Here is an 18,208-nt window from a genome sequence, read left to right as displayed (position 1 = left end):
TGCTTTCTTTTATGCAGCCTTAGTTGCTCGTAAAGCTCCACTTGCACTTGGGACTCCTGGAACAAGAGCTGACACTACATCTACTGCTAAATACCCCGCATTTTCTTTAGAAGGGTCCTTAATGAACTCGTAAGTATCATATACAGCAGATGCAATATCATATAAAGTATCTAAAAATTCACCACTTGGATCAATGTAGGTTAATGGATTATTCTCCACATACGTATACGGATTCAAACTGCTCGGCCGGTTCACATACCCTTCGAATGTATCCTCCTGAATAAACCGCCCGATACTCGGATCATACCATCGGCTTCTCAGGTATTGCAGTCCCGTATCGCCGTCCCAGAATTCGCCCGAATACCCGAACGGGTTCTCCACCTGCACATCCGACGTCAGCGGGTTGCCCCAGATATCGTAGGTGTAGCGGTTCAGTACCGTACCGTCAGCTTTGAGCAGCGCCGTAACGTCGCCGTGACCGTTGTGCAGGTAGTACGCTTTCTGGTTGTTGGCGTCTTCGCGGTAAATCAGCTGCGCTCCGCGCACGTAGCGAGCTTTGAACGTCACGGTCCCGTTCGCCGCGACCGACCCTTCGGCGATGATGTTCATGCCGTCGTAATAATAACGCGTCGTCGTCGCTTGTCCGTTCTTCGTCACGCTGCGCTCGGTCATCAGGCCGTCGCCGTTGTACTTGTAGCTCACCGAAGTCTGATTGCGTACGACTTTGCCCAGCTGCTCCGCCTGATTGTACGTGTAATCCACGTTGTCTTTATGCGGCATCTGGATGCTGGATTGCAGCGTCAGCCGGTTGCCTTTGCCGTCGTAGGTGTACGTCTCGGAACCTTCGGAGCTGGTGATAATCCGATCCAGTTCGTCGTACGTAAACGTGCTGTTCGTCGTGCCGTCGCCGCGGCTGATGATATCGAAGCGGATTGAACCGTTCCGCTTCGATCGGCGGTTGTCATTCTTATCGTAGCCGTACGTGTACGACCGGGTCAAGCCGACAGCCGATTGAAGCAGATTGGTCAGACGCCCGAAACCGTCGTTCGTATACGTCATCGTGATCTGTCCGTTCGCCTGCTTCGTCTGATAGAGCTGCGACGATTTCAAGTAATTGGCGTCCGATTGAGCCACGCCGTCGCGGTAAACGTATTCCGCCTGCGTCGTGCTGCTGGTCCGAACTTGAACCAATTGATTGTCGTCATTATACAGATAAGTCGTCGTTAAGCCGAACGGATCGGTCATGCTGTTAAAAAGCTCGCTCAACGCGAGAACCGGGAATCGCTAAGCCCATAGGGGTAGGCGATTCCCGGTTCCGGGCAGTCCGTTCTTGTAGTACGTATACGAGTTCTGTTTGCCGTCCGGATAAACCATCCGTTCCAGTTGGTTATCCAGCGTATAGAAATACTGAGTCGTGCCGGTCTCGTCGACCATGGTCTTGCGCAGGCCGTTCTTGTAAGCTATCGCTTAGCGCGGGAATCGAGATTCGCCATGCCCGAAGGGATACGCGATTTTCGATTCCTAGGTCAGACGGTTCTGCGAATCGTACTGGTTCAGCACGTTGATGCCTTCACGCGTCTTGCCGCCCGTGATATTGCTGTTGTCGTCGTAAGTATAGGCTTCGTTACCCAACACCGAATCCGTTTTGGACAATCTGCGGCCGAGTTCGTCATAGCCGTAAGTGATCTTCGTCAGATCCGGGTACAGCTTTTCGGTCATCGCGCCGAGTTTGTTGTACGATTTAAGGACGTAAGACACGCAGTTTTTAGGACATCCCTAAAGGCACACCTTTTCGGACATATTAAAGAAACTTGCTCGGCTGAACTTGTGTAACTATGTTCAGATGTTTTTAGATGAACTACTTCATATCTCATCAACAGTTTTATAACCTAAAAAAGGAGTTGCTCTAGTGAAACAAGCAACTCCGTAAAAGTTTTAACCATAGGATTAATTTTGTAAAATCAAATCATTTATCTTTCAATTTTTCTTCGACTTTTATGATAGACTCCAAGTAAAAGTCATAAACATTTTTTTGTACTTCAGTCTTGTTCAGTCTAGCGACTTGATGATCTAAAGCCAGTCCTGTATAAATCTCACTAATGTCTTTTTTTATTTCTTTTACGTCAGGATTGTCATTTTTTTATCCATGTATGCATTGATCGCAAGCATGTCAGATCTTGAGAAGTAAAATTGATTTTCTAATCTGTTCTTCATCAGTGCAACAATCTGTTTTGTCACTGTATGATCATTGGTTGCATGATCCTGATTCATAGAAGCATCACCCTTTCCAGAAAGTACACTCAAAACTATTATGAATGCTTTCACCCAAAAACTATGTTTCCCATTCTTACCTCCGTTTGCCTTTAGCGAAAAGGTCTAAAACATCGTCCAACACTTGGATCTTAACCAATGGCTTCTTAGGTATTGTAGTCAGGTTTCTTCACCCTAATTATATTCATTTTTCACAAAAAAGAAATAAATGGTTTTTATTAAGAAGCCATTTCTTTCTATAAAAAATTATTTAATCAAAAGCTTCTACAGACACATCTTTGAAGATAACTGATAACCAAGTTTTTTCTCTATCGCTAGTATACACACGGAATTGTTTCAGTGTTAGATCTTTATACCAATACAACTTCTCTTCTTTAGCTTTGCCAAGATTCGTCCACGCTTTGTCTAAATGCAATCCAGCCTGGGAGTAAACTTGCTACTTCATTTCTGATAATGTGTCTCCGTCATCACTTAAGTTTTCAAAACTTCGGGGAGCTCCAACTTGAATGAAAAAGCCTACTTCCATCACCTCTTAAAAAGATTAAGGTCTTGGATATCCATGCACGAAAGTTTCGTTTTACATATAGATTTAAAAATTTTGTTTTCCGTTGAATAAGAAACTTTTAGAACAAGTTCTTATTCAAATGGCCCTTAAAAATCATAAAGATCAGCCCAGATAAAATCATCTTCTAGTAATTCAGAAAATCCATCAAGTGTACTCAAAAAATTTCTCACAGTGTCTTCCAATGCTTCCGCAACTGTATCTCCGCTACCACTAATCCAGTCCGGCTCTCCATCAATTTGACTTTTGACTGCCACATTAGCTGTACCAAAAAATGAGCCTGATTTTTTTTCACGGATTTTAACTTTAAACTTCGAAATTGACAATCTGTGATCAGGCCAGACGTTAAACTCCGCAACCACCTTTTCAATACTTCCAATGCCTTCTATAGTAATATTTCTCCAATCTTTCATATCTTATTCTCCTATTTTTAATTTCTAACTCCTCCAAAAGACAAAATAGTTTTGTCTGGCGCTAAAACTTGATTAGCGACTGGAGAATCCGCAAATCTAGAAGATATAACTCTACATTCTTCATTATGAACCCAAATCCCCAACCCGCTCACAAAGTACGTATGGAACCCTTCAACCGTCATATTGTAAACCGTTGTCTGGCGCTGCTGGAGTTCGATGGTTCCGACTTCTAAAGTCTTTCCATCACTTTGCTCTAGCAAATCGCCTGGCTTCAGATCTTTGACAAACACCCAGCCTTCGCCTACAACCCAAAACGGATGGTTATATGTCGATTCGATCACCTGATCGCCGACATGGATGCTGTAGATTTCGTCCGTATCATGGTTAAAGGTTGCTGTAACCTGCTTGTAGGTGACTTCATCGGTGTTTTCGTCTTTCGCCAACACCTTGTCGCCGATCTTCAGTTCTTCAATATTTTTCTCGCCTTGATCGGTTTTCACTTTCGTGCCTGAGGCAAAGCAATTGCATGCTTTACTTACCGCTTTGGTCGCTTTAGTTGTTTTCGAAGCCACGCGTCCTTCATCAATGGCTTTCGTAGCTGCTCGGCTTGCACGCACAGCTGCGCTTGGGCTTGGTACGGCTGGAATCGCAACAGCCAATACATCCGCTGCGACGTAGGCTGCGTTTTCCCAAGTTGGATCTTTTGCCAACTGATAAATATCGTAGCCGGTCGAAAGCAGGTCATAGATCGTATCCAAGAAGTCCCCACTGGGATCCACATATTTCAATGGATTATTTTCCACATACGTATACGGATTTAAACTGCTCGGCCGATTCACATACCCTTCGAACGTATCCTCCTGAATAAACCGCCCGATGCTCGGATCATACCACCGGCTTCTCAGATATTGCAGTCCGGTATCGCCGTCCCAGAATTCGCCCGAATACCCGAACGGGTTCTCCACCTGCACATCCGACGTCAGCGGGTTGCCTGAGATATCATGAGTGTAGTGCTTCAACGCGGTCCGTCGGCTTAGAGCAGTCGGATATCTACCTGTTGGGTCTTGTATTCGAGCTGCTTGAATCGCCTGCGTTGTATTACTGTACGCATTATGATTGATTTTATAATGTGCTTTTTCCCATAACATTTAGACTCATAAAAAAGAAAACCTCTTTTCAAAGGTCATTGAAAGTAGGTTTTCTCAATAGAATTTTTAAAAAGTGTACTTTTGAATGTTATGATTACTTTCAGATGAAGTCATTGCGTTTCGCTTTACAATTCGCCTAATCTAAATCTTTATTGATCATCTTTATACTTTAAAAGTTCTTTATTTATGCTATCTCTAACTTTCGGTAAGATATTTAAAAACACACGATTATCGAACCAATCAGCCTTTCCCCAAAACTTTTTATAACCATAAAGCTGTTTTTTTAGCAGTAATAAATCATCTGACGAAAACTGAGAAAAATCTTTTTTGGTATGTGCAATATCTGAGAGAATCTCAAAACATACAATAGGAACTCCTTCAAATTCGGCATTTTCACAAAGTTCTTTCAAAACATCTATTTCTTCCACTTCTTCTTCAGAAAACATACTTTCCTCCTATTTTGTTAAGTCAATATTTAAGTCGATACCTTTTCCGGGATTAGCAGAAGACGAGTTTTCCGCTCTGCTTCCTGTTATTCTCAATCTAGAAAAACCTTGATTTTTAGCCAAATTCGAAACCTGATTTTTCCAGGCTATGATTTCTCTAGGACCAATGTTATTTTTGGCAGAATTATCAATCACACCATCTGGATAAATCGCTAAATCTTTCAAAGTTATTGTACTGCCTTCAATATGAACTTCAGCCATTCCTTTGATGTTCAATCCTGTTTTCGACATTACTGATGTTTCAAATAGCTGTCCATGAGTAAATGCGCACTCAACATTATGCACCCAAACCCCTAAACTACTCACAAAATACGTATGGAAACCATCCACCGTCATATTGTAAACAGTCGCCTGTCGCTGCTGAATCTCGATGCTGCCGACTTCAAGTGTCTTCCCGTCGCTCTGTTCCAGCAGGTCGCCCGGTTTCAGGTCTTTGACGAAGACCCAACCTTTGCCCACAACCCAGAACGGATGGTTATACGTGGATTCGATCACCTGACCACCCACATGAATACGATAGATCTCGTCCGTTTCATGGTTAAACGTCGCCGTGACCGTCTTGTACGCCTCTTCGCCGGTGTTGTCGTCTTGCGACAGCACTCGATCACCGACTTGCACATCTTCGATGTTCTTGTCGCCTTGATCGGTCTTGACCTTTGTTCCTGCCGTGAAGCAGTTGCAGGCTTTCGCAACGGCCTTAGTCGCTTTGGAAGCGTCGGATGCTTTATCTCCCGCTTTCGCCAGCTTCACGACTAACTTTCCGCCTTTGATGATCTTGCCTGCCGGGATCAGACTCGCTCCTGCGATAACCTTGTCGATGGTCGAAGACTGCGAACTGGTCAGTGTCTTGATATCGTCGATGACCAGGAAGTCCGCAGCGGCTTTCGTTCCTTTTTTAACCGCGCTCCAGGTGTTCTGAAGCCACTGCGGCGCGTAGCCGTAAGGATCGAGATACTTCAGCGGGTTATTCTCCACATACGTATACGGATTCAAACTGCTCGGCCGGTTCACATACCCTTCGAACGTATCCTCCTGAATAAACCGCCCGATGCTCGGATCATACCACCGGCTTCTCAGGTATTGCAGTCCGGTATCGCCGTCCCAGAATTCGCCCGAGTACCCGAATGGGTTCTCCACCTGCACATCGGATGTCAGCGGGTTGCCCCAGATATCGTAGGTGTAACGATTCAGCACCGTGCCGTCGGCTTTGAGCAGCGCGGTGACGTCGCCGTGGCCGTTGTGCAGGTAGTACGCTTTCTGGTTGTTGGCATCTTCACGGTAAATGAGCTGCGCTCCGCGTACATAGCGCGCTTTGAACGTTACGGTCCCGTTCGCTGCGACCGACCCTTCGGCGATGATGTTCATGCCGTCGTAGTAATAACGTGTCGTCGTCGCTTGTCCGTTCTTCGTCACGCTGCGCTCGGTCATCAGACCGTCGCCGTTGTACTTGTAGCTTACCGACGTCTGATTGCGTACGACTTTGCCCAGCTGCTCGGCCTGGTTGTACGTGTAATCCACGTTGTCTTTATGCGGCATCTGGATGCTGGATTGCAGCGTCAAGCGGTTGCCTTTGCCGTCGTACGTGTACGTCTCGGAACCTTCGGAGCTGGTGATGATCCGATCCAGTTCGTCGTACGTAAACGTGCTGTTCGTCGTGCCGTCGCCGCGGCTGATAATATTGTCATTGTTATCGTAGCCGTACGTGTACGACCGGGTCAAGCCGACAGCCGATTGAAGCAGGTTCGTCAGACGCCCGAACCCGTCGTTCGTATACGTCGTCGTGATCTGTCCATTCGCCTGCTTCGTCTGATAGAGCTGCGACGATTTCAAGTAGTTGGCGTCCGATTGAGCCACGCCGTCGCGGTAGACGTATTCCGCCTGCGTCGTGCTGCTGGTCCGAACTTGAACCAATTGATTGTCGTCGTTATACAGATACGTCGTCGTCAGGCCGAACGGATCGGTCATGCTGCTTGGCAGTCCGTTCTTGTAATAGGTATACGAGATCTGTTTGCCGTCCGGATAGATCATCCGTTCCAGTTGATTATCCAGCGTGTAGAAGTATTGGGTCGTGCCGGTCTCGTCGACCATCGTCTTGCGCAGGCCGTTCTTGTAATAAGTGAAGCTGCCGTTCTTGTCGCCGCTGCTCCACGAGGTCAATCGGTTCTGCGCATCATACTGATTGAGCACATTGATGCCTTCGCGCGTCTTGCCGCCCGTGATGTTGCTGTTGTCATCGTAGGTGTAGGTTTCCTTACCCAACACCGAATCCGTTTTGGACAATCTGCGGCCGAGTTCGTCGTAGCCGTACGTGATCTTCGTCAGATCCGGGTACAGCTTTTCGGTCATCGCACCGAGTTTGTTGTACGAATACTTCGTGCTGAGCGAAGTGCCGCTTGCGCTCTGTGTGACATTTTGCAAACGATGAAGGCCGTCATTGGTGAAGCCTGTCGTCAACCCTTTGCCGTCGGTGGCGCTGGTGGCAAACGGATTGCCGCCGACTTCGTAAGCATTCGTGGACGTGATACTGTTGCCGGCTCCGTCTTCGCGTTTCGAACCAGTTTCCCGGCCGATTGCATCGGTTTGGGACGTGACTTTCTCGCCGTAATCCGTCGTGGTCGTCGCCTGGTTCAGCATATCGTTGTACGCATAGCCGGTGACGCGGCCCGCAGCGGAGATCGTTTGTTTCACGTCGCCGTTGGCGTCATACACATAAGTGGTCTTATGCCCTTCGCCGTCTACCGTGTAATCCATTTCGCCCAGCGCATTGTAATGGTTGGACTGCGCGGTATAGAAATCGACGTTGTTATTGTTGTCTTTGCGCTTGAGCTGCGTGGAAGACGGGCGGCCGAGGCCGTCATAGAACTGTTTGCTTTCTTTGCCTTCTTCGTCGACCGTGGAGTAAATCCCGTTCTGACTGATCGTGCTGTACGTGAACGCGGAAGTCGCGCTCGCTCTCGTGCCGTCGGCTTCCGCCGAACGAGTGACTTTGGTAATCCGGCCGACGCTGTCGTATTCGTACGCTTCGTCCGATCCGGCCGGCGCGCCTTTGGCGACCGCGTTACCGTCAAAGTGCTTTGTTACGCGTCCGGTCGGCAGATCATATTCGTAACGTTCTTCGATCGTTTTCGGCGTGCCGTTTACCGTCACTTTTTGCTTGATGGAAGTCGGATACGCATTTTTGTAAGCCGCCGCATACGCGATGTCCGTCTGCTGCGTCTTGCCGTCTTCCAACTGCTGCACCGCCTGCGTCATATTGCCGTAAGCGTCATGTTGATACGTCATCTGCAGGAAGCTGGCTTGACCGCTGTCGTCAGTATAATTCTGCACCGTCTGCTTGATATGCGGCAGCGACGCGTCCGGCGTATAGGTGACATCGTCGGTCACGACGCCGGAGACGGTGTTGCGCTCCGAAGTCAGCAGTCCCGGGTAGGTCGGCGAATACGTGTATGCCGAGATATGGCCGAGCGGATTGGTATACGTCAGTACGTTTCCGTAATCGTCGTACGTGTACGCCGAGACTTTGGCCCCGGTCTGAGCGGGGTTCTGCGTATAGTCGCTATCTGTCTCTGTGACCTGCACGGCGAGCTGCTGATCCGGGTCGTAGACGGTGTCGATCTGTTTCTTGTACTCGCCTGCTTTCTCGCGTACCTCTTTTACCGCCAGATGATCCGCGTTGAGCGTCGTGCTCTCGGTGATCTTATCGACGCGCGGCACATTCGAGGCATCATTCGGATTGTTCACCAGCGTACGCTTGACCGTGGAAGTCGTCTGCGCCGGATCGGAGAAGTCGGTCGCGTTCGTATAATCGTACGTCACGACGCTTTCGCTTTGCACGCTGTTCCCGTCTTTTTTCAACGAATCCGAGCGCTGGGTCACCCGGTAGTAATCCGCGGTTCCGGCGTCGCCGAAATGCTTCGTCGTTTTGCCGTAGTCGTAACCCGTGCTGGCTCCGGTGGGATACACGACGCCGGTCAGCGCGGAATACGTCGTCGCTCCGGCAGCCGCGCCGCCCGGTCCGTCCGCATCGAAAGCGGCGTTTTTCTTATCGTAGCGATAGCTGACCGTCTCGCCGTTCTCGTTGGTGACGCCGGCCAGATTGCGTTTCTTCTGCGTATCGGTGATCAGGCTTTTGCCGTAAGTCAACGTCTTGCCGGTATCATAGTTGACCTTCACGTCGCCCGCCGAATACGTAAACTTGATCTCGCGGTTCAGCGTGTCGATCACGCGGCTGATCATCGGGTAGGCGTTCTGCTCGTTGACCGCCGTCTGCGCGTACTGCACCAGAATGACATTACCGTACGCGTCTTTCGTGCCGATCCAGCGTCCGTCGGTGTTGAAGAAGGCTTTCGTCCCCAGTGTATCGGTTAGCGCATAAGCGATCGTCGCGCTGACGGTCGCGCCGGAAGCGTCTTTAGTGCTCAGCGTGCCGGTCGAAGGGCCGAACGTGACGTCTTTGAGCGGATAATCGACAAGCCCTTGCCCGTTCGCGGCGATCGGATAGACCGTGCCGTCCGCCATATGCAGGTAACGCTGACTGCCGCGCTGCTCGACGGAAGGGAACGCCCAACTCCAGCCGACGCCGAGGTTCGACGTGCGTTCGTTGTAAGTGTAATATTCGTTGTCGTTCGTGTACACGGTCTGGCCGGAAGCGTTCGTCGTCTGCGTGATCTTCGGCTCCCAGATATATGCAGTATTGCTCTGATACAGACGGCCGAGCGTGAAGTCCAGACCGTTTCGGCCCGGTAGCGTGAGGTCGGTCTCCATCCGGGTCAGCGTGCCGCTAGCGTCGGAAACATTCTCGCCTTCGGTCGCGCCGCTGTAAGGCGTATTCGCCGCGATCTCGTATAAGGACATCGGCGAAGCCGTATCGTTAAAAGGTCCGTTGACCGCGAGCGTCGAGACGCTGCCTGCGGCAGTCGGTGCGGAGACGGACGGCGCGGCCGAAACGCGGTTCGGGGCGCTGACGGGCGGCAGCAGCAACGCGGCGGCGAGCGTCGCGTTGAGAATCTTGAACAGTGGTTTTTTCACGAACGATTTCCCCTCGTTTCTCATCTTGGTTTCTTTATCTGATTTTCTTTATCTGTATGGAGTTGTCGTATTCGGCTCAAGGGCCGGGCACGTATTGGCGTTTGATCAGATTGCCGCTGGTATCGTACGTGAAGTTGATGCGCTCGCCCGTCGAGAACAGGATATATTGCAGACGGCTCTGGTTATCGTAGACATATTGGAATTGCATCGGCGTACCAGCGGCGCTCAGCGTATTGACGCTCTCGCCTCCATAGCGGATATGGAGCTGCGGCGTCTCGTTCAGCGCGGAAGGCTCGGCGCCTTCGATCTGCATGCCGTAGTTCGGTTCTTCGGCCGTCAGCCAGCGCGTGACCAGATCGGGATCGAGTTCGATCCGCTGCACGCCTTCGCTGTCCGTACGCAGTTTGCCGTAGCTGGCTCCGTCGGCGCGCAGCGCCGTTCTCGGTTCTTCGGTCGCTAACGTCGCTTCGGTCCACGGTTCGGCGGCGCGCAGCACGCGCAGCGTATCCGGATCGCCGAGCGAATCGGCCGAACCGCTGGTCAGATAAGCTTCGCGGATCGGCGTGCCGGCCGGAAGCGCGGAGAGATCGAATTGCAGATACGTGCGTTCATCCTGCGGCTGCGGTTCGGCAGCGACGGAGCGGGCCATGAGACTCGTGCCCGAAGCGGCCGGGAGATTGCTGTCGGCGGTAACCGCCTGCTGCGCCGGACTATCGAGCGCAAGACCGGTACGGAGTTCGACCGGGTAAGTCAGACCGCTCGTATCCGCTTGAAGCTGCAGCGTGCGTACGCCGTCTTGGACGATCAAGTTCTGCGATACTTCGCGACGTTCGCCGCTCGCGTCGATCAGCCAAGCGGGAAGCGCGGCCAGTCCGCCTCCGGTCAGATCTTCGCCGAGATCGCCATGTACGGTAAAGCGGAACTCGGAAGGTGCGGAATCGTCCGTCAGAGTCAGCGTCTGCTCGATGCCGGAAGGCGTCAGCGCGAGTTTGGCGGCGGTAGACGTCCATACGTTCGAATAAGTAAGTACGCCTTGAGCGGCAGCGGAAACGTCAGCTTGAGCATCCTGCGCGCCGATCGGGATCAAGGTAAGGGAATTGCCGTTTGCGCCGAGGGAAAATCCTTCTGTATAGGCATTATGTAGGTTCGGCGTGTAAGGAACGGTAGACGAGGTATAAGCAGAGCCGGATTCCGAAGCCGGTGCGGCAGGCTGTTCGGAGACGAGATCCGGGGTCTCAGAAGCGGAAGCTTCGTCGGATGAGGTCGGATCAGAATCGGTCTTGTCCGCTGCCGGATCGGCAGGCGACTCTTCTTCGTCCGTCTGAGCCTCCGGCGATGGAGTTTCCGACAAAGCGGAGGCTTGCAAACTTGGGTTTCCGGTCTCGGAAGACGGCAGCGGCTCTTCCGCAGGGGTCTCTGGTTTGTGGCTTTCGTCTTTCGAAGGCGCGGCTTGCGATTCGTTCTCCGCAGGCAGATCCGCCTGAAGCGTCAACGACAAGCGGATGTCCTGATAACTGCCGCTCGCATCTCGATAATGGAGCGGAGCGGCCGACAAAACCGTTTCCCGACTGTCGTCGCTGAGCAGATACTCTTTGCTGTACAGCGTACGGTTCTCGGCGACTTCGCTGACCACTTCCGCCGGCGCTTCGACGAAGGCCGCATCCGAGGCTTGATTCTGAACCTTCTGTTCGTCCGGAGCTTGCGGCGCTTCCGCTTCGGCCGAGACCGGCGGGGCCAAGCTCTGCACCCCGAGCGAGGAGAGGAGCAGCGTAGAAAGAAGCCATTTTCGTTTTTCGTGCATGTGCATTGTTCCTCCTGTTTCTGAATAAGATGGCAAACAACCGAAAGAACCGTACGGCAACTGACCTTAAGACTGTCCGCCGATTGCAAACTCTCTCGAATCTGCATCGATAGTCTTTGATCCGAAAGGTCCTCGCGTTGAAGCAAGAGGTATTTAAACCGCTTTTTTCCACCCCAAACAGGAAATAAGTCCTGAAAATTTAATGCACCATGAATGATTGACATTTCTTTTTTTGCCAACTTTACCCTGCGTTCAGATATGACAAGAGTTGAATAAACCGAGCAAGCAAAATTTTAAAATATAAAATCCAAAATTTACATGAAATCCGCCAAAAATCGACATCAAAAAAGGCCCGATTCGACAGACGTTTTCCGCGTCTAGCGAATCAGGCTCAATGACTTACCTCGTTCTCCGATTCTTTTTTCCGTCTGCCGGGTACCTCCGTTCAGTACGTTCCGCGCGAACGGTTCAACGCCCGGTTCACCTGTTCGGAACTCAGCAGCATGAACACGACGAGCAGCAGCGTGACGATCGGGAACAATCCGATGCCGGCCCACGAAGCCAGCACGCCGAACAGCGGCGGCAGGAAAGTCGTGCCGGTGTACGCTACGGCCATCTGGTAGCCGATCAGCTTGGCCGAGTTGGCTCCGCCGAAGCGGATCGGCGTCTCGTGGATCAGCCCCGGATAGACCGGCGCAAAGCCGAGACCGATCAAGACGAACCCGACCAGTACGGTCGCGTCGGGCAGCGGAAGCATCAACAGCAGCGCCCCGGCGGCGGAGATGAACTGACCGGCCAGAATCAGCACGCGATTGCTGACTTTGAGCGTGATAAATCCGGTGATCAAGCGGCCGACGGTGATGCCTCCGTAGTAGAGCGAGATCCACCAAGCGGCCGTCTCCGCCGCTACGCCGCGCGAACCGACAAGATAACTGGCGCCCCATAGTCCGACCGTCGTTTCGACGCCACAGTAGAACAAGAACGCCAGCAGCGTCATACGGACGCCCGGCAGGCGCAGCGGACGTTTGGCGGGTTGATCATCGCGTGCGGCCGCGTGGGACGAAGGCTCCGGCGCAGGTCCGGCCGGATCGGCGGTCTGCTCGATCGCCGGCTTGGCGCTGCGGATCGCGGCTACCTTTTTCCATAAGGGCAGCGTCGCCAGCAAAATGATCACGAGGCTGAACTGCACGATCGCCACGGCGGTATATCCGGCTCTCCACGAGTCATGTTCTTTGATAAAATACGACATCAGCAGCGGCCCGCCGGTCGCGCCGACGCCCCAGAAGCAGTGCAGCCAGCTCATATGATGCGCTTCGTAATGGGTCGCGACATAGTGGTTCAGCGCCGAATCGACCGCTCCCGCGCCCAACCCCAGCGGAATCGCCAGCAGCGCGAGCCACAGCACCGACGGCGCGAACGAGAAACCGAGCAGCGCGGCCGCCGTCATGAAGCAGCTGATCATCGTGATCTGGCCCGTGCCGATCTTCGCGATCAGCCGGCCGCTTGCGAGGCTCGACACGATCGTGCCGGCGGCGACGATCATCGCCAGCATCCCGGCCGATTCCAGCGGCGCGCCGAGCTCCGGACGCATGACCGGCCAAGCCGATCCGAGCAGCGAGTCGGGCAGCCCCAAACTGATAAAAGCCAAATAAATTACGATCAAAAACCAAGTCGCCATATTTTTCTTCCTCTCGTTTGCCTGATGATCATCATGATTATAAAACTCGCGGTTCCAATGTTTTTAACGTCCATTCCCGAATGCCCGAAGCGAAGTGCTCCGCGAAGCGGTCGCTCCATTCGATCTCCGGTTCGGCGGGCAGCGGGAACCGATTCAGGTATCGCCGCCAATCTTTGATCCATGTCCCGCCGTCTGTCCGGTCGCCGTACAAGACGATCCGATGCGGCGCGAGCACGACGGACACCAGATGAACCAGTTTGCAGACGGCTTCGCTCCATGCTTCGCCTTCCGGCGGAGAATTCCAATCGATGCCCAGCGGCAGATATTTGACTTCGCCTGCCATGCCCTGCTTGCCCGCGATCAGATCGCCGTCGATACAGATCGCCATGCCGGGCGGGTATTTGTCGGGAAAATAAATCCCTAGCACGGTGCCTTCTTCGCTGCCCGCCGCCAAATATCCCCGCAGCGCCGCATTGACGTCGTTCTCCAGCACGACCGGCAGACCGAACGGCTCGCCGAGCAGCTCCGCCGGATTCAGTCCCAGCAGCCGTTCATGGCTGCTGACTTCGATCCGTCCTTCGATCGCCTGCCCGGGAATGCCCAGACCGATCGCTTGAATCCTCGGGAACGCCGTCAACAGATCCTCTACCCATTCCAAAAACGTTTTCCGATTCAGCCCTTTGAACGCCTTCGTTTCTTCGGTCAGCGATTGTCCGTTCAGATCGACGACTGAAGCCATGACCGTATCGACGCCGCGAATCTCGTGCAGATGCATGACCAGCGCAAGCGTATGGCCGTAATCGAAACGATAGACGCTGGCCGGACGTCCACCTGTCGATGTCCCGTCCGCTTCTTCGATCAATTCGCCGCGTTCTTCCAACTCGCGGACCAACGCGGCTACCGTCACCACGCTAAGTCCGGTTTCGGCGGCAAGCTGCGGCTTGGTCGCCGAACCTTTTTGCCTGAGCACCCGCCGGACCGCGTTCAGATTGAAAGCTTTCATCAACGTCGTATCGGCGCGTTTCATCGTCGTCCTCCTCGCTTTATAAACATCCTTTATTAAGTGTCTTCATACAGTTTGCCCGTTCCGGCCGATCTTGTCAACGCTTTTCTAAAAAACGCAAAAAAGCTTCGATTCGCGCGGAATCGAAGCTAACATGTTCTCTACGTTCAGTCTGATGTTCCCATCAAGAAACGACATCGAATTGACTGTTATACAGCCGCGCATAATAACCGCCCTGCCGCAGCAGTTCTTCGTGCGTTCCGTGCTCCACGATATCGCCGTCTTTCATGAATAGGATCAGATCCGATCCTTGAATCGTGGAGAGGCGGTGCGCGATCACGAAGCTGGTCCGTCCTTCGATCATCGCCAGAAACGCCTGCTGAATCCGAATCTCGGTCAGCGTGTCGATGCTGCTGGTCGCTTCGTCCAGAATCAGCATCGGCGGGTCGACCAGCATGACGCGGGCAATGGTGAGCAGTTGGCGCTGTCCTTGCGACAGATTGTCTCCCGAACCCGAGACGATCGTGTCGTAACCTTCGGGCAGCCGTTTGATAAACCCGTGCGCGTTCGCCGCTTTCGCGGCGGCGATCACCTCGTCCTCTGTCGCGTCGGGCTTGCCGTAGGCGATATTGTCGCGAATACTGCCTCCGAACAGCCAAGTCTCCTGAAGCACCATGCCGAAGCTGCGGCGCAGGCTGTCGCGGGAGATCTGCCGAATATCCGTGCCGTCGATCCGAATCTCTCCGCTGTCCACGTCGTAGAAACGCATCAGCAGATTGACCAGCGTGGTCTTGCCCGCTCCCGTCTGACCGACGATCGCGACGCGCGTGCCCGGTTTCACTTCCAGACTGAAATCGCGAATCAGCGGACGTTCCGGCGTATAAGCAAAATGAATCCGGTCGAACGTGACCGTGCCTTGTCCGCCGCCGAGTACCCGAGCGTCCGGCGCGTCGGGCGTTTCTTCGGTCAGATCCAGCACCTTGAAGATCCGCTGCCCGGATGCCGTGGCCGATTGAAGCTGCGTCAGCACGCCGGTGATCTCGTTGAACGGCTTGGCGAACAGATTGGAGAAGATCAGGAAGCTGGACAAATCGCCGACGGACAACCGCCCGGCGATCACCAGAATACTGCCGATCACCGCGATAACGGAGAACGTCACGTTATTGACGAGCCGGGTCGTCGGATTCGCGAGCGATCCGTAGAACTGCGACCGCATCCCCGTCCGGTAGAGCTGTTCGTTATGGCTGCGGAATTGAGCAAACGCGCGATCTTCGTAACCGAACGCCTGCACCACGCGCTGCCCGCCGATCATTTCTTCCGCGTAGCCGTTCAGATTCCCGAGGACTTTCGCCTGCTCGCGGAATGTCTGCTGCGAACGCATCGTGATAAAACGCGCTACATAATAAGCGGCCGGCGCGGACAGCAGCACGACCAACGTCATCAGCGGACTGATATAGAGCATCAGAGCGATCGCGCCGACGATGGTCACGATCCCGGTCAGCAGCGTGTTGAAACCTTGCAGCAGTCCGTCCGATACGGCGTCCATATCGTTGACGAATCGGCTGATGCTGTCGCCCTGCGCATGGTTATCGTGGTATTTGAGCGGCAGGCGATCGAGTTTGCCGAATAACGTTTCGCGCAGCGAAAACACCGTCCGGTAAGCGATCTGGTTCGTGCTGTAGCTGAGCAGCCATCCGAACAACCCGCCGACCGCGTAGACGACGACCAGCGCAAGCAGCAGCGGCCATAACGCATCGAAATCCACGCGGCCCGCGCCAGTCATTTGGTCGATGCTTCGTCCGATCAGCAGCGGTCCGGCGAGACTCGCGGATACGCTGATCAGCGCGGCGGCCGCCGCGATCCAGACCAATCTTCGGTACTGCTGGGCGAACCCGAGAATCCGCGTCCATGTCTGTCTGGTATTCATGCTTGCACCTCCTCGCCGGATAACTGGGAATCGCAGATCTCGCGGTAGACCGCGGAGCTATGCAGCAGCTCCTCATGGCTGCCGATGCCGTCGATCCGGCCGTCGTCCATCACGATGATCCGGTCCGACTGCCGGACGCTGCTCACCCGCTGCGAGATCAGCAGCACGGTGAGATCGCGGCTGTACGCGCGCAGCGCTTGGCGAAGCGCGGCGTCGGTCGCGAAGTCGAGCGCGCTCGAAGAATCGTCCAGTATGAGAATTTGCGGCTGCAAAGCCAGCGCGCGGGCGATCGTCAAACGCTGTTTCTGACCGCCGGAGAGATTCTGGCCGCCTCGGGCGACCTGCGTGTCCAGCCCTTCGGGCAGCTTCGCGATAAACTCCGCGGCCTGCGCCGCTTCGGCTGCCGCCCGAATCTCTTCGATCGTGGCGTCAGGTCGGCCGAACGCGATATTTTCGGCGATCGTGCCGGTGAACAGCAGCGCTTTTTGCGGCACGATGCCGATCCTGCCGCGCAGTTCTTCCAGCGTATAATCTCGCACGTCCGTTCCGTCGACCTGCACGCGGCCTTCCGTAACTTCGTAGAATCGCGGGATCAGATTGGCCAAAGTGGTCTTGCCCGAACCCGTGCTGCCGATCACGCCGATCGTTTCTCCGCGGCGAATCGCGACCGAGATGTGTCGAAGCGCCGGGTCCCCGGTCGCGCTGTAAGCGAAAGACACGTCGTCGAACACGATCGCCGGAGTATCCGTTTTTTCAACTCCGATCGCTTCGTTCGAGCTTCGAATTTGGTTTTGGTTGCGGCTTTGGTTTTGCGTAACGAAAGCGTCATTCTCGGCCGATCCTTGAATCGAAGGCTCCGTCGCCAGCAGTTCGCCGACGCGCGCGGCCGACGAAGAAGCCTTGGTGAAGATGATCACCAGATTGGACACGACGACCAGCGCGAGCAGAATCTGCGTGACGTAATTGATAAACGCGATGATCTCGCCCTGCGACAGATCACCGTGATCGATCCGCCCGCCGCCCGCCCACAAGATCGCGATGATCGCCGCATTGACGACCAGCGTCGTGACCGGACTAAGGAGCGCGGAGATGCGGCCTACGCGAACGGCGGTCTCGGTCAGATCTTCCGACGACTCTCGGAAGCGGCGCTGTTCGCGGCGGCTTTCGGCGAACGCGCGAATGACGCGCAGTCCGGTGAGGTTCTCGCTCAGCACTTTGCCGAGACGATCCAGCTTCTGCTGGTAGCTTCGGTACAGCGGAGCGCTTTTGGCAATGATCAGATAGAGAATGACGCCGAATACCGGCGTGGCCGCGAGCAGAATCAGCGCCAGCCGCCAATCGAGGAACAGCGACATGATAATCGCCCCGATGCAGATAAACGGCGCCCGAATCACGAGACGGATCAGCATAGCCACGGCGAGCTGAAGCTGATTGACGTCGTTGGTCAAGCGGTTGATCAGCGACGGCGTGCCGAAAGTATCGACTTCCGCGTAAGACAGCGACGAAATATGCCGAAACAGCTTGTTGCGCAGCAGCGTGCCGAATCCTTGCGACGCGCGCGCGGCATAATATTGGCAGACCATCGAAGCGCCGAATCCCAGCAGCGCCATCAAGACCATCAGTCCGCCCATGCGGTAGACGTACCCGCTGTCGCGTTCGCCGATGCCGTGATTGACGATCAGCGCGACGATCGTCGGCAGCAGCAGTTCCAGAATGGCTTCGAGCAGCTTGAACAGCGGCCCGAGAATCACCTCTTTTCGATAAGGTTTCAGATAAACAGCAAGTTTGAACACGACAACTCCTCCGACTTCTATAGATAATGTTCCGTCACTCGGCCGGCTATAAACCCTTTACGATTATGACATAGTTGA

Annotated in this window: 12 protein-coding genes; all 12 read right to left on the bottom strand. The window is 53.8% G+C overall.

The features are described from left to right. Positions 1-9 precede the first annotated feature (9 nt). The 12 genes from CDO73_RS02560 to CDO73_RS02510 all read right to left on the bottom strand — a co-directional run bounded on the left by CDO73_RS02560 (position 10) and on the right by CDO73_RS02510 (position 18,130). Positions 10-1,245 carry an RHS repeat-associated core domain-containing protein gene (locus CDO73_RS02560; RefSeq protein WP_088486923.1) on the bottom strand — a complete coding sequence of 412 codons (1,236 nt, stop codon included), beginning with the start codon at positions 1,243-1,245 and terminating at the stop codon, positions 10-12. 39 nt (positions 1,246-1,284) lie between these two features. After that, positions 1,285-1,434 carry a hypothetical protein gene (locus tag CDO73_RS26655; protein WP_179218494.1) on the bottom strand — a complete coding sequence of 50 codons (150 nt, stop codon included), beginning with the start codon at positions 1,432-1,434 and terminating at the stop codon, positions 1,285-1,287. A gap of 87 nt (positions 1,435-1,521) precedes the next feature. Beyond that, positions 1,522-1,758 carry a hypothetical protein gene (locus CDO73_RS02555; protein ID WP_088486922.1) on the bottom strand — a complete coding sequence of 79 codons (237 nt, stop codon included), beginning with the start codon at positions 1,756-1,758 and terminating at the stop codon, positions 1,522-1,524. 1,164 nt (positions 1,759-2,922) lie between these two features. Then, positions 2,923-3,246 (bottom strand): hypothetical protein, encoded by a 324-nt coding sequence (locus CDO73_RS02550; RefSeq protein ID WP_088486921.1) that lies wholly within the window; start codon positions 3,244-3,246, stop codon positions 2,923-2,925. Positions 3,247-3,263: 17 nt separating this feature from the next. Next, positions 3,264-4,394: a polymorphic toxin-type HINT domain-containing protein gene (locus CDO73_RS26940; RefSeq protein ID WP_088486920.1), complete on the bottom strand. Its 1,131-nt coding sequence runs from the start codon at positions 4,392-4,394 to the stop codon at positions 3,264-3,266. 149 nt (positions 4,395-4,543) lie between these two features. Beyond that, positions 4,544-4,840: a hypothetical protein gene (locus CDO73_RS02540; protein ID WP_088486919.1), complete on the bottom strand. Its 297-nt coding sequence runs from the start codon at positions 4,838-4,840 to the stop codon at positions 4,544-4,546. Positions 4,841-4,849: 9 nt separating this feature from the next. After that, positions 4,850-9,928, bottom strand: coding sequence for a polymorphic toxin-type HINT domain-containing protein (locus tag CDO73_RS27075; protein WP_256972525.1), 5,079 nt, complete (start codon positions 9,926-9,928; stop codon positions 4,850-4,852). Between the two features lie 76 nt (positions 9,929-10,004). Beyond that, entirely contained in the window at positions 10,005-11,729 is a 1,725-nt protein-coding gene (locus tag CDO73_RS02530; RefSeq protein ID WP_088486917.1) for a DNRLRE domain-containing protein, read from the bottom strand. Positions 11,730-12,174: 445 nt separating this feature from the next. Then, complete coding sequence (locus CDO73_RS02525) at positions 12,175-13,407, bottom strand: MFS transporter (RefSeq protein WP_088486916.1); 1,233 nt, start codon at positions 13,405-13,407, stop codon at positions 12,175-12,177. A gap of 37 nt (positions 13,408-13,444) precedes the next feature. Beyond that, positions 13,445-14,434, bottom strand: a complete 990-nt coding sequence (locus CDO73_RS02520; protein ID WP_088486915.1) for an ROK family transcriptional regulator — start codon at positions 14,432-14,434, stop codon at positions 13,445-13,447. Between the two features lie 160 nt (positions 14,435-14,594). Then, positions 14,595-16,337: an ABC transporter ATP-binding protein gene (locus tag CDO73_RS02515; protein WP_088486914.1), complete on the bottom strand. Its 1,743-nt coding sequence runs from the start codon at positions 16,335-16,337 to the stop codon at positions 14,595-14,597. Further along, entirely contained in the window at positions 16,334-18,130 is a 1,797-nt protein-coding gene (locus tag CDO73_RS02510) for an ABC transporter ATP-binding protein (protein ID WP_088486913.1), read from the bottom strand. Before CDO73_RS02510 ends, CDO73_RS02515 begins: the two co-directional genes overlap by 4 nt. Between the last annotated feature and the right edge of the window lie 78 nt (positions 18,131-18,208).

Source organism: Saccharibacillus sp. O23, from assembly GCF_002205895.1.
Taxonomy (GTDB): domain Bacteria; phylum Bacillota; class Bacilli; order Paenibacillales; family Paenibacillaceae; genus Saccharibacillus.
The sequence above is the reverse complement of the archived record's forward strand: the minus strand, read 5'-3'. Positions and strand labels throughout refer to the sequence as shown.